General features: G+C 31.7%; 21 protein-coding genes. 9 read left to right on the plus strand and 12 right to left on the minus strand.

Annotated features, from left to right (window positions below):
• Positions 1 to 40: 40 nt before the first annotated feature.
• Positions 41 to 2,527, minus strand: coding sequence for a type I DNA topoisomerase (topA, locus tag ABMY20_RS02005; RefSeq protein ID WP_239179254.1), 2,487 nt, complete (start codon positions 2,525 to 2,527; stop codon positions 41 to 43).
• Between the two features lie 199 nt (positions 2,528 to 2,726).
• Between topA and miaB the strand changes: the two genes are divergently transcribed.
• From miaB to ABMY20_RS02050, 9 genes are all read left to right on the plus strand, one after another.
• On the plus strand, positions 2,727 to 4,181 hold the full coding sequence (gene miaB / locus ABMY20_RS02010) for a tRNA (N6-isopentenyl adenosine(37)-C2)-methylthiotransferase MiaB (RefSeq protein ID WP_349264513.1): 1,455 nt from the start codon (positions 2,727 to 2,729) through the stop codon (positions 4,179 to 4,181).
• Between the two features lie 78 nt (positions 4,182 to 4,259).
• Positions 4,260 to 5,492 carry a sigma-54 dependent transcriptional regulator gene (locus ABMY20_RS02015; RefSeq protein WP_349264514.1) on the plus strand — a complete coding sequence of 411 codons (1,233 nt, stop codon included), beginning with the start codon at positions 4,260 to 4,262 and terminating at the stop codon, positions 5,490 to 5,492.
• Between the two features lie 39 nt (positions 5,493 to 5,531).
• Positions 5,532 to 6,041 (plus strand): LptE family protein, encoded by a 510-nt coding sequence (locus ABMY20_RS02020; RefSeq protein WP_239179257.1) that lies wholly within the window; start codon positions 5,532 to 5,534, stop codon positions 6,039 to 6,041.
• 2 nt (positions 6,042 to 6,043) lie between these two features.
• Entirely contained in the window at positions 6,044 to 6,787 is a 744-nt protein-coding gene (locus ABMY20_RS02025) for a hypothetical protein (protein WP_349264515.1), read from the plus strand.
• Positions 6,788 to 7,132 carry a preprotein translocase subunit SecG gene (gene secG / locus ABMY20_RS02030; RefSeq protein WP_047788559.1) on the plus strand — a complete coding sequence of 115 codons (345 nt, stop codon included), beginning with the start codon at positions 6,788 to 6,790 and terminating at the stop codon, positions 7,130 to 7,132.
• Positions 7,133 to 7,295: 163 nt separating this feature from the next.
• Entirely contained in the window at positions 7,296 to 7,571 is a 276-nt protein-coding gene (locus ABMY20_RS02035; protein WP_047788560.1) for a co-chaperone GroES, read from the plus strand.
• Positions 7,572 to 7,669: 98 nt separating this feature from the next.
• Complete coding sequence (gene groL / locus ABMY20_RS02040; RefSeq protein WP_349264516.1) at positions 7,670 to 9,307, plus strand: chaperonin GroEL; 1,638 nt, start codon at positions 7,670 to 7,672, stop codon at positions 9,305 to 9,307.
• Between the two features lie 103 nt (positions 9,308 to 9,410).
• A complete protein-coding gene (locus tag ABMY20_RS02045) occupies positions 9,411 to 9,839 on the plus strand; it encodes a hypothetical protein (protein WP_073181782.1) in 429 nt (142 codons plus the stop codon).
• Between the two features lie 77 nt (positions 9,840 to 9,916).
• A complete protein-coding gene (locus tag ABMY20_RS02050) occupies positions 9,917 to 12,328 on the plus strand; it encodes a hypothetical protein (protein WP_349264517.1) in 2,412 nt (803 codons plus the stop codon).
• 47 nt (positions 12,329 to 12,375) lie between these two features.
• Here the strand turns inward: ABMY20_RS02050 and ABMY20_RS02055 are convergent, their stop codons facing one another.
• The 11 genes from ABMY20_RS02055 to ruvC all read right to left on the minus strand — a co-directional run bounded on the left by ABMY20_RS02055 (position 12,376) and on the right by ruvC (position 22,467).
• Positions 12,376 to 13,353, minus strand: a complete 978-nt coding sequence (locus tag ABMY20_RS02055) for a polyprenyl synthetase family protein (protein WP_159493329.1) — start codon at positions 13,351 to 13,353, stop codon at positions 12,376 to 12,378.
• A gap of 328 nt (positions 13,354 to 13,681) precedes the next feature.
• Positions 13,682 to 14,722 (minus strand): 23S rRNA (adenine(2503)-C(2))-methyltransferase RlmN, encoded by a 1,041-nt coding sequence (rlmN, locus tag ABMY20_RS02060; RefSeq protein WP_172644833.1) that lies wholly within the window; start codon positions 14,720 to 14,722, stop codon positions 13,682 to 13,684.
• A gap of 70 nt (positions 14,723 to 14,792) precedes the next feature.
• Positions 14,793 to 15,842, minus strand: a complete 1,050-nt coding sequence (gene queA, locus ABMY20_RS02065) for a tRNA preQ1(34) S-adenosylmethionine ribosyltransferase-isomerase QueA (protein WP_047788566.1) — start codon at positions 15,840 to 15,842, stop codon at positions 14,793 to 14,795.
• 67 nt (positions 15,843 to 15,909) lie between these two features.
• Positions 15,910 to 17,139 carry a 3-phosphoshikimate 1-carboxyvinyltransferase gene (locus tag ABMY20_RS02070; protein ID WP_349264518.1) on the minus strand — a complete coding sequence of 410 codons (1,230 nt, stop codon included), beginning with the start codon at positions 17,137 to 17,139 and terminating at the stop codon, positions 15,910 to 15,912.
• A gap of 5 nt (positions 17,140 to 17,144) precedes the next feature.
• A complete protein-coding gene (locus ABMY20_RS02075; protein ID WP_073181790.1) occupies positions 17,145 to 17,393 on the minus strand; it encodes a hypothetical protein in 249 nt (82 codons plus the stop codon).
• The gene (locus ABMY20_RS02080; RefSeq protein ID WP_073182681.1) at positions 17,394 to 17,720 is read right to left on the minus strand and encodes a nucleotide pyrophosphohydrolase; all 327 of its coding nucleotides are present in this window, start codon (positions 17,718 to 17,720) and stop codon (positions 17,394 to 17,396) included.
• 47 nt (positions 17,721 to 17,767) lie between these two features.
• Positions 17,768 to 18,145: a VOC family protein gene (locus ABMY20_RS02085; RefSeq protein ID WP_073181792.1), complete on the minus strand. Its 378-nt coding sequence runs from the start codon at positions 18,143 to 18,145 to the stop codon at positions 17,768 to 17,770.
• Positions 18,136 to 19,353: an MFS transporter gene (locus ABMY20_RS02090; RefSeq protein ID WP_159493325.1), complete on the minus strand. Its 1,218-nt coding sequence runs from the start codon at positions 19,351 to 19,353 to the stop codon at positions 18,136 to 18,138. Before ABMY20_RS02090 ends, ABMY20_RS02085 begins: the two co-directional genes overlap by 10 nt.
• 507 nt (positions 19,354 to 19,860) lie before the next feature.
• On the minus strand, positions 19,861 to 20,610 hold the full coding sequence (locus tag ABMY20_RS02095) for a cyclase family protein (protein WP_167713137.1): 750 nt from the start codon (positions 20,608 to 20,610) through the stop codon (positions 19,861 to 19,863).
• Between the two features lie 12 nt (positions 20,611 to 20,622).
• Positions 20,623 to 21,747, minus strand: coding sequence for a radical SAM family heme chaperone HemW (gene hemW / locus ABMY20_RS02100; RefSeq protein ID WP_349264519.1), 1,125 nt, complete (start codon positions 21,745 to 21,747; stop codon positions 20,623 to 20,625).
• Between the two features lie 165 nt (positions 21,748 to 21,912).
• Positions 21,913 to 22,467, minus strand: a complete 555-nt coding sequence (gene ruvC / locus ABMY20_RS02105; protein ID WP_239179270.1) for a crossover junction endodeoxyribonuclease RuvC — start codon at positions 22,465 to 22,467, stop codon at positions 21,913 to 21,915.
• Positions 22,468 to 22,473: the final 6 nt, after the last annotated feature.

Raw genomic sequence — 22,473 nt, forward strand, 5'->3', positions numbered from 1 at the left:
AGTCGCAATATACTAAACTATTTTTTTTCTGAAAGCTTCTTTATTTTTTTTTGGTTGCTTTCTTTTTAGCTGTTTTTTTCTTAGGTGTTTTTGCTTCAATCATTTTAACAGCCTCTTCTTGTGTTAGTTTTTCTATCTCTGTTGTCTTTGGCAGTTCTACCTTTATCTTTCCTTTTATTACATTAAAACGTCCCCAGCGTGCTTTTTCTACACGAATACCAACCTCTTCAAAATTGTGGATTAGCTTTTCACGCTCTTTTCTTTTTTTATCTTCTATTAATTCTTCTAAATCTGTTTGACTTAAATTATCAAAGTCGTATTTTTTATTTACGTTGATAAAAATAGAGTTCCATTTAATAAAAGGGCCAAAACGCCCTACTCCCTTTTGAATTGGCATTCCTTCATATTCTCCAATAGGAGCATCTGCTTTTCTTTTTGCTTCAATCAATTCAATAGCTCTATCCATATCTACAGACATTGGATTTTCTCCTTTATCTAACGATACATATTTACCATCAAATTTAATATAAGGACCAAATCTTCCATTAGCTACAACTACTTCTTTCTCTTCATAGTCTCCCAATGTTTTTGGCAACTTAAATAAATCCATTGCCTCTTCATAGGTAATTGAATTCATTGTTTGGTCACCTTGTAAACTTGCAAAACGAGGTTTCTCTTCATCAGTTGCCTCTCCTATCTGCACCATTGCTCCGTAACGCCCTAAACGCACATACACATTCTTTCCACTTTCAGGATCTACACCTAATAAACGTTCCCCTTTTGCTCTTTCTGCATTTGCAGCAACATCTTCTACAACAACATGAAAGTTTTTATAAAAGTCTTTAATCATTGCTATCCAATCTTCTTTTCCTTCTGCAATTTCATCAAATTCATTTTCTACTTTAGCTGTAAAACCATAATCTAAAATTGCATCAAAATTTTCTACTAAGAAATCATTTACTATATTTCCTATATCTGTTGGCACGAGCTTTCCTTTATCTGAACCTACTCTTTCAGTTAAAATTTGCTCTGACACTTCTTGATTGGCTAAACTTAATTGAGTGTAATTTCTTTCTTTTCCTTCTACAGTTCCTTTTTCAATATACTCCCTTCTTTGAATAGTTGAAATGGTTGGTGCATACGTAGAAGGGCGACCAATACCTAACTCTTCTAATTGTTTTACCAAAGATGCTTCAGAAAACCTTGCTGGCGGACGTGTGTAACGCTCAGTTGCTGTTATCAACTCGTTTATTAATTCTTCATTTACTTCCATTTTAGGTAACATTCCTGCCTGTTCTTCCTCTTCGTTGTCTGTACCTTCTAAATATACTTTTAAAAATCCTTCAAAAGTAATTACCTCTCCATTTGCAGTAAACTGCTTTTTATTCTTATTGTTATCTATTTTTACGACGGTACGTTCTAGCTTAGCTTCACTCATTTGTGAAGCTAATGTGCGTTTCCAAATTAAGCTATACAACCTTGTTTGATCATACTCACCTGTAATTTCATGATTCTCCATGTTAGTCGGACGAATTGCCTCATGCGCTTCTTGTGCTCCTTTAGACTTAGTTGCATAATTACGTGGCTTGCTATATTCTTCACCATAAGAAGCTATAATTTCTGCTTGAGCAGCTTTTTTTGCATCATCAGATAAGTTTACACTGTCTGTTCTCATGTAGGTTATTAACCCTGCTTCATACAAACGTTGTGCTACCATCATAGTTTTGGCAACTGGAAAACCTAATTTTCTTGACGCTTCCTGTTGCAACGTCGATGTAGTAAATGGCGGTGCTGGAGATTTTTTTGCTGGTTTTTTTTGTAAATCAGCAACAGAAAATTCTGCTCCTAAACAAGAATTTAAGAAATTTTCAGCTTCTTTTTTTGTTGAAAAGTTCTTTGCTAATTTTGCTTTAAACTTTTTTCCTTCTTCATTTACAAACTCCGCGTCAACACGATAAGAAGCTACTGGTGTAAAACCTTCTATCTCTCTTTCACGCTCCACTATTAAACGGACAGCAACCGATTGTACTCTACCTGCTGACAATCCTGGTTTTACTTTTCTCCATAATACAGGAGATAATTCATATCCTACAATTCTATCTAACACACGTCTTGCTTGTTGAGCATCAACAAGATTGTAATTAATTGTGCGTGGGTTTTCAATTGCTTTTAAAATTGCATTTTTAGTAATAGAGTTAAAAACAATACGCTTAGTGTTTTCATTTTTCAACTTCAATTGTTCCGCTAAGTGCCATGCTATAGCTTCTCCCTCGCGGTCTTCATCGGATGCTAACCAAACAGTTTCTGCTTTCTTTGCTAAGTCTTTCAGTTTTTTTACTACCGCTTTTTTATCGGTAGAAACTATATACTTCGGTTTGAAATCTCCTTCTACATTTACTCCCAACTCCTTAGATGGTAAGTCTGCAATGTGTCCAAAACTCGATTCAACCTGAAAGTCCTTTCCTAAAAACTTTTCTATCGTTTTCGCCTTAGCAGGTGACTCAACTATTACTAAATTTTTTGCCATACGTCTTATATCTCTTATCTCATTTTACACTTTTGTAATATAAGTGTAATTCAGTTTGCAAAAGTATATAGTTTTTTTTTAATGGGTCTTTTTTAACAAAATTTTACTTTTTCTTAAAAAAACAATCCATGTCAATTTGTCACAAATTACACTTTTTGGTTGTATCTTTGCAGCCTATTTTAGTACGATTTAAGGATTTATGGAACACGTAGAGAAAGTAATTGATGAAAAAAAACAAGGAAAAGCCCTTGTTACAGAACACAAAGAAGGAAACAACAAAAAACTTTTTATAGAAAGTTATGGTTGCCAAATGAATATGAACGATAGCGAAATTGTGGCGTCAATTTTAGCAGAGCAGGGTTTTAATACCACTCAAAATTTAGAAGATGCTGATTTAGTATTGGTAAATACGTGCTCTATTCGTGAAAAAGCAGAAACCACTGTTCGTAACAGACTCCAAAAATACAATGCTGTTAAAAAGGTAAATCCAACGATGAAAGTTGGTGTACTGGGTTGTATGGCAGAACGATTGAAAGAAAAGTTTTTAGAGGAAGAAAAAATCGTTGATTTAGTTGTTGGTCCTGATGCATATCGAGACTTACCTAATTTAATTGAAGAAGTTGACGCAGGTCGTGATGCGGTAAATGTAATTTTATCAAAAGAAGAAACGTACGCTGATGTTTCTCCTGTTCGTTTAAACTCTAACGGAGTTTCTGCATTTGTATCAATTACTCGTGGTTGTGATAATATGTGTACATTTTGCGTAGTTCCTTTTACTCGTGGGCGTGAGCGTAGCCGTGACCCAAAGAGTATCATCGAAGAAATTCGCAGTATGCAGGAAAAGAACTTCAAAGAAATTACTTTATTAGGTCAAAATGTTGATTCTTATTTATGGTATGGCGGTGGATTGAAAAAAGATTTCAAAAAAGCATCTGAATTAGCACAAGCTTCTGCAGTAGATTTTGCTCAATTATTAGACATGTGTGCTACTGAGTTTCCTAAAATGCGTTTCCGTTTTTCTACGTCTAACCCACAAGATATGACACTGGATGTAATTCATGTTATGGCTAAACACCAAAATATTTGTAAGTACATTCACTTACCTGTTCAAAGCGGAAGTAACAATATGCTTAAAGCTATGAACCGTCAACACACTCGTGAAGAGTACATGGAGTTAGTTGATAATATTTATAAAATTGTTCCTGAAATGGCTTTAAGTCAAGATATGATTGCGGGGTTCTGTGGAGAAACCGAAGAAGATCATCTTGATACTTTAGACATGATGAACTATGTAAAATATAGCTTCGGGTTTATGTTTGCTTATTCAGAAAGACCAGGAACCTTGGCTGCTAAGAAAATGGAAGACAATGTTCCTTTAGCTATTAAAAAACGTCGTTTACAAGAAATAATTAATCTACAACAAGAACATAGTTTATACAGAGCTAAAGAACATGTAGGTAAAATTCAGGAAGTTTTAATTGAAGGAACTTCAAAAAGAAATGAAAACGAATGGAAAGGTCGTAATACACAAAACACTGTTGTTGTTTTCCCTAAAGAAAACTACAAAATGGGTGATTTTGTAAATGTAAAAATTGAAGATTGTACTTCTACTACCTTAAGAGGTACGGCTGTTGGATATTCTGACAATAATTAATTTATAGAAAAGAGTGTAAAGAGAAAAGAAAAAGGTATAAGCTTTTCTCTCTGCTCTTTTTCTTTATTCTAAAAAGAAATGGAAAATTTACAAGCTATAAAACAACGCTTTGGCATTATCGGTAACGATATGCAACTAAATCGTGCTATTGAAAAAGCGATTCGTGTTGCTCCCACTGATATTTCGGTATTAGTTACTGGTGAAAGTGGTGTTGGAAAAGAAAGTATACCAAAAATAATTCATCAGTTATCACACAGAAAACATGCAAAATACATTGCAGTTAACTGTGGAGCGATTCCTGAAGGAACAATTGACAGCGAATTATTTGGACATGAAAAAGGGGCTTTTACAGGAGCTACACAAACCCGAAAAGGCTATTTTGAAGTGGCTGATGGCGGAACTATCTTTTTAGATGAAGTTGGCGAACTGCCGTTAACCACGCAAGTACGTTTATTACGTGTTTTAGAAAATGGAGAATTTATAAAAGTAGGATCTTCACAAGTACAAAAAACAAATGTTCGTATTGTAGCTGCAACCAACGTTAATATGCACGAAGCCATTTCTAAAGAGAAATTTCGTGAAGATTTATATTACCGTTTAAGTACTATAGAAATTTCACTACCTCCTTTGAGAGAACGTGGTGAAGACATTCATTTATTATTTAGAAAGTTTGCTGCCGATTTTGCACAAAAATACCGAATGCCTACCATCAGGTTAAATGAGAATGCTGTAAAGGTTTTATTGAACTATCATTTCCCTGGTAATATTCGTCAATTAAAAAACATTGCCGAACAAGTATCAATAGTTGAGGAAGATAGGCTAATTACTCCTGAAAAACTAATTCAATATTTACCTGAAAACCGTAGTAATCTACCTGCTGTTGTAGGTGACAGAACTACAAGTCAATCAGATTTTGCTAATGAACGAGATATCATGTATAAAATCTTGTTTGATATGCGTAATGACATTAATGATCTAAAAAAGCTAACGCTAGATTTAATGCAAAACGGAGACTCTGAACAGGTACAAGAAGACAATCATCGTTTAATTGAACGTATTTATCAAGATCAAGATTTATCAGAAGCTTCAAACATTGAGGTAGTACAAATTCCAAAATCAACTTCTCATCAAAATGATTATGATTATGCGGAAACCATTGAGGAAGATGAAAGTTTATCGTTACAAGAAAAAGAAATAGAAATGATAAAAAAGTCTCTCGAAAAAAACAATGGTAAGCGTAAATTAGCTGCCAAAGAATTAGGAATATCTGAGAGAACCTTATACAGAAAAATAAAACAATACGACTTATAATAGTTATATTGTTTACTTTTAAAAATTATTCAACTTTAAATGAAAAAAACTCTTTATATAGTATCGTTACTTATTACTTTTACAACCATTATTGGTTGTGGAGCATACTCTTTTACTGGTGGAGATACAGGAAATGCAAAAACAATTCAGGTTGATTTTTTTCCTAACCAAGCACCTTTAGTTGAACCAATACTTAGTCAAAAATTCACACAAGATTTACAAGACTTATTTACACGTCAAACTAATTTAACCTTGGTTAGCACTAGTGGTGATTTACATTTTTATGGTGAAATTGTTGATTATCGAATTACACCAATGAGTGCCACAGCTCAACAAACAGCTGCTCAAAACCGATTAACAATTACTGTAAACGTAAACTTTATTAACAACTTAAATGAAAAGAAAAATTTTGAAAAGCGTTTTTCTTTTTACTACGATTATGGAGCCAACCAACAGTTAACTGGTACTGTCTTAGAAGCTGCATTAGATGAAATTTTAGAACGAATTACACAAGATATATTTAATGCTTCTGTTGGAGACTGGGGATAATTTTGAAAAAAAACACGTACATACAATTATTAAAAAAGCCTGAATTAATTTCGCAAGAACATCTTTCAGACATCACTGATATTATTCAAGAATATCCTTTTTTTCAATCTGCTAGAGCGCTTCGTTTAAAAATTTTAAAAAATCAAGAAAGTTATAAATACAACAACGAGTTAAAAATAACGGCAGCTCACACCAGTGACAGAACTATTTTATTTGATTTTATTACCTCTGAAGCTTTCAAAGAAGCTCCCATAAAAGAAGAAAAGATTAGTTTAAAAGACAAAATTCTTCCTAAAAGGAAACAAGTAAAAGTTTCAGCAATAGAAGAAGATTTAGCTATTGGCAAACCTCTTTCTTTCACACAAAACGAAACCTTTTCTTTTAATCAATGGTTGCAACTATCATCTAAAAAAACTATTGTTAGAACTTTAGATAATAAAATTTCAGAAAAACAAGCTAAAGAAGTGCCTGTTAAGTCTGAACATGAAGCTATTATTGATCGTTTTATTGAAACTGCTCCAAAAATTTCTCGTCCTAATAAAACAAATACTTCGGATATAAAAATATCCGAAAATCAACAAAATAATCAATTAGCTACTGAAACTTTAGCTAAAGTATATTTAGAACAAAAGAAATATGACAGTGCTATTCAAGCATATAAAATATTAAGTTTGAAATATCCAGAAAAAAGTGGTTTCTTTGCAGACCAAATTAAAAGAATACAAATTTTACAAAACAATAAATAGATGACAACGTATACTTTACTTTTAGTTTTAATATTGATTGTTGCAATAGCATTAATCTTAATTGTAATGGTTCAAAATCCTAAAGGTGGAGGATTATCTTCATCATTTGGAGGCGGTGGAGCTCAAAATATTGGAGGTGTACAAAATACAAATAGCTTTTTAGACAGAACTACTTGGACATTAGCTATTACTATGTTTGCTTTAATTTTATTAGCAAACTTCGCTATTCCAAGAGGTAATGCAGCTGACGCTCCTCAATTAAATGAAACTTTAAACAATATTGAAACTACAACAACTCCTGCTACACCAGCAGCAACAGATACAGCTAAAGACAGCGCTCAGTAGTTTTTCAAAAAATAGAATATAAAATGCCAACGTAAATGACACGTTGGCATTTTTTTTATTTGTTAACCTAATCTATTAGAAAAATTGTCAGCAAAAACCTAATGGCATAATTTCTGACAAAATACTACCAGTAAAATTAATTTAATCAATCAAAATATATAAAATGGGATTAAACATTAAACCTTTAGCAGACAGAGTTCTTGTTGAACCAGCTGCAGCAGAAACTACTACAGCATCAGGAATCATCATCCCTGACAATGCAAAGGAAAAACCACAAAAAGGTACTGTCGTAGCCGTAGGAAACGGAACAAAAGATGAGCCTTTAACTGTAAAAGTTGGTGATACTGTTTTATACGGAAAGTACGCTGGTACAGAGCTTAAATTAGAAGGAAAAGATTATTTAATTATGAGAGAAAGCGACATTTTCGCTATTATCTAAAATTTCTTTGCTATTAGCTTTTCGCTATTAGCCTATTAAACAAAAAATTTAAAACCAAGCCAACAGCTATATGCTAACGGCAAAAAACTTAAACAAACATGGCAAAAGATATAAAATTTGATGTAGACGCTCGCGACGGATTAAAACGTGGAGTAGATGCATTAGCAAATGCAGTAAAAGTAACTTTAGGTCCTAAAGGACGTAACGTTATTATTTCTAAATCATTCGGAGCTCCTCATGTAACTAAAGATGGTGTTTCTGTAGCTAAAGAAGTAGAGTTAGAAGATGAGTTAGAAAACATGGGAGCTCAAATGGTAAAAGAAGTAGCTTCTAAAACTAACGATTTAGCAGGTGATGGTACTACTACTGCTACAGTATTAGCACAAGCTATCGTAAAAGAAGGTTTAAAAAACGTAGCTGCGGGTGCTAATCCCATGGATTTAAAACGTGGTATTGATAAAGCAGTAGTTGCTATTACTGAAGATTTAGCTAAACAATCTAAAGAGGTTGGTGATTCATCAGAGAAAATCAAGCAAGTAGCTGCAATCTCTTCTAACAACGATGCTATAATTGGTAACTTAATTGCTGAAGCTTTTGAAAAAGTTGGTAAAGAAGGAGTAATTACTGTAGAAGAAGCTAAAGGGACTGACACTTATGTTGATGTTGTTGAAGGAATGCAGTTTGACCGTGGATACTTATCTCCATACTTCGTTACAGATGCTGATAAAATGATTGCTGATTTAGAAAATCCATATATTTTATTATTTGATAAAAAGATTTCTAACTTACAAGAAATCTTACCTATTTTAGAGCCAGTTGCTCAATCAGGAAGACCTTTATTAATCATTGCTGAAGATGTTGATGGACAAGCATTGGCTACTTTAGTAGTAAACAAGTTACGTGGTGGATTAAAAATTGCTGCTGTTAAGGCTCCAGGATTCGGAGACAGAAGAAAAGCAATGTTAGAAGACATCGCTATTTTAACTGGTGGTACTGTAATTTCTGAAGAAAGAGGTTTCTCTTTAGAGAATGCTACTTTAGATTTATTAGGAACTGCTGAGACAGTAACTATTGATAAAGACAATACAACTATCGTAAACGGATCTGGTGATGAAGAACAAATTAAGGCTCGCGTAAACCAAATTAAAACACAAATTGAAACTACTACTTCTGACTACGATCGTGAGAAATTACAAGAACGTTTAGCGAAGTTAGCTGGTGGTGTTGCTGTATTATATGTTGGTGCTGCTTCTGAAGTAGAAATGAAAGAAAAGAAAGACCGTGTTGATGATGCTTTACATGCTACAAGAGCCGCTGTAGAAGAAGGAATTGTTGCCGGTGGTGGTGTTGCTTTAGTACGTGCTAAAAAGGTATTAGAAACTATTACTACAGAAAATTTAGACGAAACTACAGGTATTCAAATTGTGAATAGAGCTATTGAATCTCCATTACGTACGATTGTTGAAAATGCTGGTGGTGAAGGTTCTGTTGTAATTAACAAGGTATTAGAAGGTAAAAAAGACTTTGGATATGATGCTAAATCTGAACAATATGTAGATATGTTAGAGGCTGGTATTATCGATCCTAAGAAAGTAACTCGTGTAGCTTTAGAAAACGCTGCTTCTGTTGCTGGAATGATATTAACTACTGAGTGTGCTTTGGTTGACATTAAAGAAGATGCTCCTGCAGGTGGTGGAATGCCTCCAATGGGTGGTGGAATGCCAGGAATGATGTAAGTCGAGAAGCTCGACACCTAGATAGTAAAAAACCTCGAGAAAAATTCTCGAGGTTTTTGTTTGGCGTGATTTTTGCTTTTTTTAAAATTTAAAACTTAATAGTATGAAAACAAAAAAATATTTACTACTAATTCTTGCTTTTATTTCTTTAAACTTATCTGCTCAAGAAGAGAAAAAAACAAAGAAAGAATCATTTGATATTATAATCAATAACAACGAAATCAAATCAAACCAACTGCTTTTAGACTTTTTACAAAGAGATTCTAGACTTAAAGACATGCAGATAAGTAAATTAATTGATTACCAGAGAAAAAACAACACAAGCAACTTCGAAAACGCAAATACAAGGAAATTAAAAAAGTTTGGTAAGCCAAGTCCAACGGTTACTACAATTATTGTTGATAATGAAGTTATTTTAGGAGACGGTATTAACAGACTTTATCTTTTAGATCAAGTAAGGATGAAAAATATAAATAAAATAACTAGATCTAATCCTAGTTTTGATCAAGAAATTCATATTCATATGTTATAAAAAATAAATCTATAAGAAACTCGAGAGCTTCTCGAATTTTTTATTTACATAAATTTTCTTAGTTTTAAGAAAAATTTATGCAAAAAATAATACTCTATCTAGTTCTTTTCTCTAACATATTTACTTTCTCTCAAGGACCTCTTATTACTCAAAGCTATTCTTCTTATTTTGAAAACACCAGAGAAATACCTTTCTTACATATAAATAAAACTACATTTTTAACAGGACAAGAGCTTTGGTTTAAAGCTTATATACTTGAGCAAAATTCACAAAAGCTACACCCAACAACATCGAACCTATACGTATCTATTTTTGATTTAGAAGGAAAGTTAAAAACTCAAAAATTAATACATATTAAAAACGGGCTTGGTACAGGTAATATTTTATTAGACTCTACTTTTGTAGATAATTCTTATTACATAAAAGCCTCTACAAATTGGATGAAAAACTTCAAAGAAGACAATTCTTTTATTCAAAAAATTTCCATCATAAACAGTAATAATAATGATAGTAAAATAATAAAAGAGAGTGCTTCATATGAATTTAAACTGTTTCCAGAAGGAGGCCATATTCTTTCCAATACAATTAACAACTTTGGTATTCTAATAAAAAATAAAAACGGAGAAGGAATTAAAATTAACAAAGGAGTAATAAAGAATAACTTAAACGAAATAGTCAAAAACTTCTCTACTAACTCTTTTGGGTTGGGTAATACAAATTTATTAATTAGAGGAGGTGAAACTTACGAATTTGAAGCTGTATTAGAGAATGGACAAACTATAAAATCATCAACCCCGTTACCTAAAAATAAAGGAGTAACTCTCAGAGTTATTAATTCAAATCCAAATTTTTTCTTAATTAATATACTTACTAATAAAAACTCTTTAAATCAACTAAAAAACCGCTCTTTTAAAGTTCTAATTCACAACACAAGGAAATTTATATCTTATAATTTTAATTTTAACTCTAAAGACACTAAATACTCTTTGTTTATTAACAAAAATGATATTGATAAAGGAGTTAATATAATCACAGTTTTTGATTATAAAAATACTCCTATCTTAGAGCGACTTATTTTTATTAATTCTCCTTCCCTTTTTACTGATATAAATATAAAAAACACTCCTGATAACTTAAGTGATTCCACCTCTATTCACTTAAAAAACAACACAAATGAAAAGGTTTTCTTAAGTTCTTCTTTTCTTCCTATAAAAACAAAAAGCTATTCCCCTGAAAACAACACAAATACATCTTTTTTATTAAAACCCTATATTAAGGGAAACATAGAGAACCCTAGTTATTACTTCAATAACATTAACAATAAAAAACTTAGAGAACTTGACCTATTGTTGATAACACAAGGCTGGAGTAAATATAATTGGTTTGATATATTTAATAATCCTCCTAAAACTAATTATTCATTTGAAAATGGTATCAATATTGTTGGAACTCTTTCTAGTTCTTTAAATCAGAAACAGTCACTTTTAATATATTCTTCTAATAATAATATTATTAGGGAGATTAAAGAAAAAAATCAATTCATATTAAAAAACACATCTATTAAAAAAAACACTTACATAAATTTTGGGATAAAGACTAAAAATAATATTCAAAAAGTATCTCCTTATCTACAGTTTTCCAATACTATTTTAATTGATTCAATCAATAAAAATAATTTGCTTTCTAATAGCTTTGAAAATTCAAGCACTGAATTACCTAACTCTATGTTTCAATTAAAGAAATTTGAAACTTTAGATGAAGTTATAATCAACAAAAAGAAAGATATTAAGTCTGAAAATAACCCCTATGGTGCAGCTACAATGCTAACTAGAAAAGTCATCGATAATACAACTATAGCTTCAGGTGAAACAATTTTAGATTATTTAAAAAGCAAAAACTACAAAACAACAACAAAAGATGGCTACCTATATATAAGATCTAGGGGGTTAGGAAAATCTACTTCTAACCTATCACAATTAAGAAAAAACACTGAAGGAGGTGATACTTCCATTAGTCCAGTAAATTCTAGAGATCGTCTTAAATTAGACGTACGAGTTTTTTTGGATGAAAACGAAATAAGTTATGACTTATGGATGCTTGAGAGTATTTATCTTAATACAGTAAAAGAGATTTATTATGGTAGAGTTCATGATGTTAGGTCTAATGAACATATTTATATTTACACCTTATCTCCAAGAGAATATAGCAAGAATAATACTTCTTTCTTTAGTGAGTATAAAGTAGAAAAAGGATTCTCTATCGAAAAAGAATATTACACTCCTGAATATAACTCTTACGTAGACAATACTTATAAATATTATGGTGATATCTTTTGGGAACCAAATATAGAAATAAAAGCAAACTCTAAATTTGATTTTAAAATCCCACAGAATTTACAAGAAAAAGTCATTGTTTATATTGAAGGGGTTTCTGAGTCTGGAAAACTAATATCTAAAAAATATATTATTTCAAAAAAAACTAATCCGTAACAAAAATCTCGAGAAATTCTCGAGGTTTTTTATTTCTAGTACTTTTTTTAAATCTTTCGCTCTACTACATAATCAATCATTTGCAGTAGGGAATTTTTATAATCTGAGTCTGGATAATTGTCTAAAATGGCTAATGCCTTATTTTTATAGTCGTGCATTTTAGCAGTAGTATACTCCAATCCCCCATTTTCTTTGACAAAAGCAATAACTTCTTTTACCCGTTTTTTGTTTTTGTTATGCTTCTTAACGGAATTTATTAACCACGATTTTTCTTTTGGAGAACAAGTATTCAAGGTATAAATTAACGGAAGTGTCATCTTTTGTTCTTTGATATCTATTCCTGTTGGTTTACCTATTTTGTCTTCAGTGTAATCAAATAAATCATCTTTAATTTGAAAAGCAATACCAATATACTCTCCAAACTTACGCATCTGTTGCACTGTTTTATTATTTGCTCCTACCGAGGCAGCACCAATACCACAACAAGCTGCTATTAGCGTAGCTGTCTTTTGACGGATAATTTCAAAATAAACTTCTTCAGTAATATCTAGTTTGCGAGCTTTTTCAATTTGTAATAACTCCCCTTCACTCATTTCTCTAACCGCAATAGAAATCAGTTTTAACAAATCAAAATCTTCATTATCTATAGAGAGTAATAATCCTTTGGATAGTAAATAATCACCTACTAAAACAGCTATTTTATTCTTCCAAAGTGCATTAATTGAGAAAAAACCTCTACGTCTATTACTATCGTCAACTACATCATCATGTACTAATGTTGCTGTGTGGATTAATTCTACTACTGAAGCTCCTCGATATGTACGTTCATCAAAACCACCATTAGAAACCATTTTTGCTACCAAAAACACAAACATTGGTCGCATTTGCTTTCCTTTTCTGCGGACGATATAATAGGTAATTCTGTTTAATAATGGAACTTTAGACAACATCGAATCTTTGAACTTTGTTTCAAAGAGTTCCATTTCTTTAACAATCGGAAGTTTTATTTGCTCAACTGGCTTCATATAGTGAACAAAAATAAGAATAAAAAATGTTTACTTTTGATTAAAAACAAAATATGAAACACTTAAAGATAAGAGCGATTGTTTTTCTTATAACCTGCACCTGTTTAATATTATTAGGAAGCTACATTTCTGACGGTAATCAACGCTCTTGTTTAGGTAATCCAGTTATTTTACCATACATTTTTTTAGGTCTCCCTTTTGTATTTTTGTTAGGTATACTGGATATTATCGTTTTAACTTTTTTAAAGAAACTAAGACTTTATAAAATTATTATTAACTTAAGTTTAATTCTAGTTTCTTTTCTCATTGCTTTTCTATTTATAGAGCACTAAGATTTATTAGCTAATTGCCCACAAGCAGCATCAATATCTTTTCCTCTAGAACGACGCACATTTACCACAATATCGTTCATTTCAAGATTAGAAATATAATTGTTTAAAGCTCTATCTGATGCTTGTTGAAACTCTCCGTCATCTATTGGATTGTACTCAATTAAATTAACCTTACACGGAACATATTTGCAGAATTGCACCAAGGCATCAATATCTTCTTTTCGATCGTTAATTCCATTCCAAACAACGTACTCATACGTTATTTTTCGTTTAGTCTTTTCATACCAATACTCCAAAGATTCCCTTAGATCTTTTAATGGAAAAGTAGCATTAAATGGCATAATAGATGTTCGAACCTCATCAATAGCGGAGTGTAATGAAACTGCTAAATTAAAACGTACTTCATCATCTGCCATTTTTTTAATCATTTTAGGCACACCAGAAGTTGATACGGTAATTCTTCGAGCTGCCATTCCCAAGCCTTCTTCTGAAGTTATTTTATCAATAGCTTTAATTACGTTGTTGTAATTCATTAAAGGTTCTCCCATTCCCATAAAAACAATATTTGACAATTTATGATTATGGTATAACCTACTTTGTTTATCAATTGCTACAACTTGATCGTAAATTTCATCCGCATTTAAATTACGCATACGTTTTAAACGAGCTGTTGCACAAAATTTACAATCTAAACTACATCCTACTTGACTAGATACACAAGCTGTAGTACGTTTTTCTGTAGGAATTAAAACTGACTCTACAATTAATCCGTCATGAAGTTTAATTGCATTTTTTATAGTACCATCATTACTACGCTGCATTGTATCAACTTCAATATGATTGATTACAAAGTTCTCATCAAGCATTTTTCTTGTTACTTTAGATAAACTTGTCATATCATCAAACGAATGTGCTGCTTTATGCCATAACCATTCATATACTTGGTTACCTCGAAAGGCTTTATCTCCGTTTTCAACAAAAAAGTCACGGAGTTGTTCTTTGGTTAATGCACGTATGTCTTTTTTCTTTACTATCATCATCAGGTACAAAAATACACAAAACCTCACAAGTAACTTGTGAGGTTTTGTAAATGGTTTAAAAACTGTTTTATAAAATTAACATCGCATCTCCGTACGAGTAAAATTTATATTTTTCTTTAATTGCTTCATGGTATGCTTCCATAATAAAATCGTGCCCTGCAAATGCAGAAACCATCATTAACAATGTAGATTTAGGCGTATGAAAATTCGTTACCATAGAGTTAGCTATACTAAAATCATAAGGAGGAAAAATAAACTTATTCGTCCATCCTTCAAAAGCGTTTAATTGATTGCTTGAAGAAACAGATGATTCTATAGTTCTCATTACAGTAGTTCCAATTGCACATACTCTTTTTTTGTTAGCTATAGCATTATTTACAATATCTGCACTAGCTTGTGGGATAATAATTTGCTCAGAATCCATTTTGTGCTTAGATAAATCTTCAACCTCAACTGGATTAAATGTACCTAAACCTACATGCAATGTTGTTTCAGCAAAATCTACTCCCTTAATTTCTAATCGTTTCATTAAGTGCTTAGAGAAGTGCAATCCTGCTGTTGGTGCTGCTACTGCTCCTTCGTGCTTAGCAAAAATAGTTTGGTAACGATCTTCATCTTCTGGCTCTACCTCACGTTTTATGTATTTTGGTAATGGAGTTTCTCCTAACTCAATTAATTTTTTTCTAAATTCATCGTAAGGTCCATCAAATAAGAAACGTAATGTTCTACCTCGTGAAGTAGTATTGTCAATAACTTCGGCTACTAAACTTTCATCGTCTCCAAAGAATAATTTATTACCTATTCTTATTTTTCTTGCTGGATCTACTAATACATCCCACAAACGATTTTCAGCATTTAATTCACGTAATAAAAATACTTCAATACGGGCTCCTGTTTTTTCCTTGTTCCCGTACATACGAGCTGGAAAAACTTTCGTATTGTTCAACATCATTACATCTCCTTCATCAAAATAATCGATTAAATCTTTAAATAGTTTATGCTCGATTTTTTGTGTGTCACGGTGCAATACCATTAATCGTGCTTCATCTCTATGCTCTGAAGGATATTCTGCCAATAATTCTTTTGGCAATTCAAAATTAAAATTTGATAATTTCATTTGTAAAATTTTCTTAACGGTGGCAAATATACAATTTCAACATAGGGGTTGTCAAGCTATTGCCCTATTATTTTATGGTAACATTCTGAATTCCTACACTCAGCATATCTTTCCAAAAACTTCTATACGATTTAGTTACTACTTCTGCTTCTAAAATTTCTATGGAAACTTTTAATGCTAACGGAGCAAATGCCATTGCCATACGGTGATCATTATAAGTGGCTATTTGAATATTCTCTTTAATTTTTATAGATGATTTTAAGTGTAAACTTTCATTAGTTACTGAAATGCCTGCTCCTAATTTTGTTAACTCTTCACGTAATGCTTCTAAACGATCAGTCTCTTTAATTTTCAAGGTATGTAGCCCTGTTAAATCACAAGCAACACCTAATCCGAAACATGTAACTGCAATAGTTTGGGCTATATCTGGTGCATTTTTTAAATTTTCTTTCAATACAGCTGAACTATGTTCTTTTTCTTTGGTTAAAAGAATTGAGTTGTCTTTAAAAGTAGTCGTTACTCCAAAGTGTTTATAAATTTTTTCCAAGCAACTATCTCCTTGCAAACTATCTTTTTTATACGCTGATAACTTGACAGAGGAACCTACTTTACTCAACGCTATAATCGAATAAAAATAAGACGCTGAACTCCAATCGGACTCAACTACAACTGTTTGTTTCTCTACAGTTGATTTAGGTTTTATTTTAATAACCTGTCCTTTAAACTCAGCTTCAACCTCCAATTGATGTAATAGCTGTAAGGTCATATTGATGTAAGGGACAGACGTTATTTCACCTATTAACTCAATCTCTAATCCGTTTTGTAAACCTGGAGCAATTAGCATTAATGCTGAAATGTATTGACTACTTACATTTCCATTAATTAAAACTTTCTCTTTTGTTAGTTTTCTTCCCGATATTTTAAGTGGTGGGTATCCTTCTTTTTCAACGTACTCTATATCTGCTCCTAAATTGCGAAGCGCATCAACCAAGATTTCAATTGGTCGATTATGCATACGGTCTGATCCTTGCAATATTTTTGTAACGCCTTCTTGTGTTGCAAAAAAAGCAGTTAAAAAGCGCATCGCAGTTCCTGCATGTCCAATATCTGCAACTATATCATCAGAGGTTAACGCTCCTTGTAAATGGTGTGTATCGTCAGAATCTGATAAATTTTCTATCTGTAAACCTGAATATAATTGCTGTAAAATCAACAATCTATTCGATTCACTTTTTGAACCTGAAATGGTTATGTGAGTACCTGAATTAAATTCTTCAGTTTTTAATCTTAAATCCATAAAAACTATTTCGTTTTTTTATTTACAATGTATACACTATAAATAAGTGCGATTACTATTTTGCTCAACCAAAAACGAATCCACTGTTTATTTGCGAAATGTACATTGTACACAGTTTCAAAGTCTCCTGAAAAAATAGCCCCTCCTGTTTTAAATAATAAAGAAAATACCGCTACGATTATTAAAAAAGGAGTTCCTACTTTTAAAACATTAATCCAAAAACTTCCTTTTTGTATATTATTAATGAGACTCATTTATTGTAGTTTTTTGTTATTGTGATGACGATCGTGATCTCTTTTAGTTTTAATATCCAACTTCTTATCAAAGGCTTCTTGCAAATTTACGCCTGTTTGATTTGCTAAACACAACACTACAAACATTACATCGGCCAATTCTTCTCCTAAATCTTTGTTTTTATCACTTTCTTTTTCACTTTGCTCTCCATAACGACGCGCAATAATTCGAGCAACCTCTCCAACTTCTTCTGTTAGTTGCGCCATATTTGTTAACTCGTTAAAGTAACGTACTCCGTGATTTTTAATCCAATCATCTACCTGTTTTTGTGCGTCTTGTATATTCATATTTTCTACTTTCTTATTAAACATTCAAAGATAAAAACTTCTATTTCTTAATCGATTCGCCAAGGCGGATTTTTTCTGTGTTCTCCTGCTTTAAACAGAATTAATTTATTACCATCTGGATCTAACAAGTGGGCCTCTCTCCATAACCATGTTTGATCTTTGGGTAATTGGGTGAATTGAACTCCCTTTTCTTGTAGTTTCTCTACTAATTCATCTAAATTTTCATCTTCAAAATACAATGTAACACCCTCTCCTTTAGGCAGCTTCTCTACTTGATGAATTGAGAAAGTTGTATTACCATCTGGCACTTCAAATCGGACATATCTAGGGCTTGCATCTACAATGAGAAGCAAGCCTAGTTTTTTATAAAATATTACAGATTCATTTACATCTATAGACGGAATTGTTACTTGATTTAAGTCCATGCGATTACTTTCTCTCTTTTTACAATTCGTATTAACATTAATAAAAATAATACTCCTATTCCCGATAATACAATCATAAAATTCCATGTATTATCAAATCCAATATTATCAATTAATTGCATTCCAGAATTGTGTCCGAAAATATGCGACATAGAAAATGCAATACTATAATACGCCATATATTCTCCTTGATTTCCTTTTTTGGCTCGTTCCATTACAAAGGCGTTTGAAAAAGGGAAAGCTATCATTTCTCCAATAGTCATTAACAACATTCCTACAATTAAAATTCCAGCCCAACCTGTTAAATTGATTACTACAAAACTTAATCCTGTAAGTGATAAGCCAAAAAACATTAAGAATTCTTTAGTATACTTACTTTTTTCTAACCAAGTAATCAGCGGCATTTCTAATAGGAAAATGAAAAAACCGTTCATGCCCATTAACAGTCCTATTTCTAACTCTGTTAAATGATGTATATCTTTATAATATAATGGCATGGTAGAGAAATATTGTAAAAAAATAAACCCGAACACAAACATTCCTACAAAAAATATCCAAAAAGCCTTATCTGAAAAAATCGACTTTGGATTTTCTACCTTTACTTCATCTAACACTCTTGCTTTTTTAGGATGTAATACATTTATCAATAATAAAGTTGCTAAAACACAAGTAACTCCATCTACCCAAAACAGCCCGCTATACCCCATTGAGGTAATTATTAATCCTCCAACTGCTGGACCTGCAGAAAAACCCAAGTTAATTGCTAGACGGATTAAGGTTACTGAACGTGTTTTATTTTCTGGTTTACTATAAGTATTTAAGGCTACAAACATAGCGGGTCTAAAAGTATCTGCTACTAGCATCACCAAAAAGATACCAATACAAAACCCCCAGAAAGTTTCTACAAATTGTAAGGATACAAAGAGTAATCCTGTTAAAAACAAACTGGTTTTCATTACCTTGTAAAAACCTATTTTATCTGCTAATTTTCCTCCCAACCAAGAGCCTACAACAGAACCTAATCCAAAGCAAGTCATAATCCAACCTACATCTTTTAAAGTAAACTGTAAACTTTCTCTTAAATACAAAGACATAAACGGAATTACCATTGTACCTGCCCTGTTTATTAGAGTTATTAAAGCGAGCCACCATACTTCGATTGATAAACCTTTAAAGGTATCTAAATAATTAAAATAGAGTTTTTTCATGTGGTTTGGTTTTAGTGTTGATGTTGATATAAAAATAAAAAGTCCGACTATGAAGTCGGACTTTTTATTATCGTTATATTTTATGTAAACATAATTATAATACATACATTGCCCGATCGTCTTTGTGTCTTACCACAGTCGATTTACATTGCTTATATGTATTAAAAATTGTCATTACTTTAATTCTACGGCTGTAAATTTATAAAAAAACAAATTGTTTCTACAAAAATTTTATTTTTTATTTTTTTTAATAGTTTTTACACGCTTAAAAGTTTACTTTTAACCATTCGTCTACAGTAACACTCTTTTAATCTTATTTTTTATTTTCACTTTAATATCTACATTATCTTTGAAGTGTAAGTGAAACATAAAGTAAATCTCGCCGAACAGATAGAGATCCCTAAAAAGAAACATTTACTAAGTAACATCAATAAACTATTCTATTTTAAATATTCAGAAAAGCATGCTTATCTAAAACTTTTCAGTAGTTTGTTTTTATCATAACAATTAACACAATTTATAAAGAATTGGCTTACTTGGAGTAGCATCATTTTCAAATGGTGCTATCATAAGGTTCAAAAAGTAAGTTCCATCCTCTATTTTATTAGGTACATATATAAATTCTGTTATTGTTGCCTGCATTCTAATTTCTCCTTGTGTATCCCAAAAAGCATTATGTGCTAACAATTTTCCTTCGTCTTTTTCTTTATCTACAGATGGTAAGTCAATTAATAAATGTTCTATTCCTTTTTCTTTTAAGTATATAGCACCTTCTTCTAACAAATAGGTTGGATTTGTGTTTGAATACCGCATCGATTTTTTGTCTGAAAGGTTTGGTAAGGTTCTGATTACAATTGCATCACGCTTTTTGTTCCCTAAAACATTTTGTAATTGTTTTTTTGAAATTACAAAGTCCTTATTTTTTAACTGCTCAGGAGCAATAGTCACTACTTCTGCTAAGAAGAAAAATTTTGATAGTTCTTTGTTTACTGAATAAACTTCTTCGGTAATATGCCCCACACATTCGGTATGTGTAATATGTGAGTGCGGATTAAACTGTATGTTATTAAAATTTACATCAGCTCCTTGTTGTACACTTCCAATCCAATTCCCATCTGAAACAGGAAAAATTTTAGGATCATCAAGATACCATGCATTTATATTTTCTTTTGAGGTATCAATTGCTATTGAAATGTCTAGTGGTTTTGATAAATCTATTTTGTATTTTCTTGAGTTGTATTCAATTGTTGCAATCATACTCAAATATACTTAAATAATAAATAATTCGGAAGCCAATCCATCTGCTAAGAACTTTCCCTTTTCTGTAGTCTTCAAAACTTCATTTGTAATGACTAGTAGCTCTTGCTGGATAAATTTCTCAGCATTTTTAAGGAGATTTTTTCTAAATTCTTCCCCGAAATCCTCCTCTATTTTCTCTAACGACACTCCCCAAATGGTTCTTAATCCTGTCATCAAATATTCATTAAACTGATCTTTCTTAGTGAGTTTTTCTTCTTCTAAAGGGAGTTTTCCTTCTTGAATTGCTTTTATATATTTTGCATTGTTAGCTACATTCCAACTACGGTGTGTTTTATTAAACGAGTGTGCAGAAGGACCAATTCCTATATATTTTTTTCCTAACCAATAACTAGTATTGTGCTTTGAAAAATAATTAGGTTTTCCAAAATTGGAAATTTCGTAATGTACAAATCCGTTTTTAGTGGTTTCTGCTACCAAAACATCAAAATGTTCTTTGGCTACTGTTTCGTCAACATCAGGATATTTTCCTTGCTTGATAAATGAATCTAATGCTGTTTTAGGTTCTACCGTTAACGCATATGATGAAATATGATTGATTCCGAAATCAAAAGCAATTTGCAAATTTTCTCTCCAACGTTCATTACTCATATTTGGAACGCCATAAATCAAATCAATAGTAATATTATCAAAGTAGCGTGTCGCTACAGACAAGCAGTTTTTTGCTTCTTGTGCATTATGAGCACGGTTCATTAACTGCAAATCTTCTTCAAAAAAAGATTGAATTCCAATACTTAGTCGGTTAATTGGAGTCTTAGATAATTCTATTATTTTTTCTTCTGATAAATCATCTGGGTTGGCCTCTAAAGTAATTTCTGGATTTGTTACTACTGTATAGTTTTTATAAATAGCATCTATCAACAATTGTAACTCGTCAACCGACAATAAACTCGGTGTTCCTCCTCCAAAATAGATGGTTTCTATTTCTTCATTTTGTAACTCTTCCTTTCGTAATTCTAGCTCTTTCACCAAGCAAGAAACTAACTCCTCTTTCTTTTTTAATAAAGTAGAAAAGTGAAAATCGCAATAATAACACGCTTGCTTACAAAATGGGATGTGTAGATAAATTCCTGCCAAATCAGTTATCAGTTATCAGTTATTAGTTATTAGTTATTAGTTATTAGTTATTAGTTATTAAGATTACTTATAAATCCTTGTCGTTTTTAATATTGAAAAAAGAATTTTTGCTATTTCATCGGCTTTTTTCAAAAATTGTTTACTGTTCATTAAGCATTGAAAAAATCAGTTTTTGATTTTTTTCGGGTTTTGTTTTACAAACGCTGCCCAACCTGTATAGTTCTTACCTCCTACTTTAGTTCCTGAATTATAGAAATGACACACCGCAGCTGCTAAACCATCAGTCGCATCTAGGTTTTTTGGTAATTCCTTTAAGTTCAACAGTGACTTTAGCATTAACGCTACCTGTTCTTTACTCGAGGTACCTTTCCCTGTTATGGCCATTTTTATTTTCTTAGGTGCATACTCCGTTACTGGTATTTGTCTTGACAATCCTGCCGCCATTGCTACTCCTTGTGCACGCCCTAATTTCAACATGGATTGTACATTCTTCCCATAAAAAGGAGCTTCCAACGCTATTTCATCTGGATGATAAGTGTCAATCAATTCAATGGTACGTTCAAAAATAATTTTGAGTTTTAAATAATGATCGTCATATTTTTTTAAGAGCAATTCATTCATTTGAACAAATTCCATCTTTTTACCTACTACCTTTATAATTCCAAATCCCATAATGGAAGTTCCTGGGTCAATCCCTAATATAATTTTTTCTGTCTTCAAACTCTC

Source organism: Tenacibaculum sp. SSH1-16 (genome assembly GCF_040104435.1).
Classification (GTDB): domain Bacteria; phylum Bacteroidota; class Bacteroidia; order Flavobacteriales; family Flavobacteriaceae; genus Polaribacter; species Polaribacter mesophilus.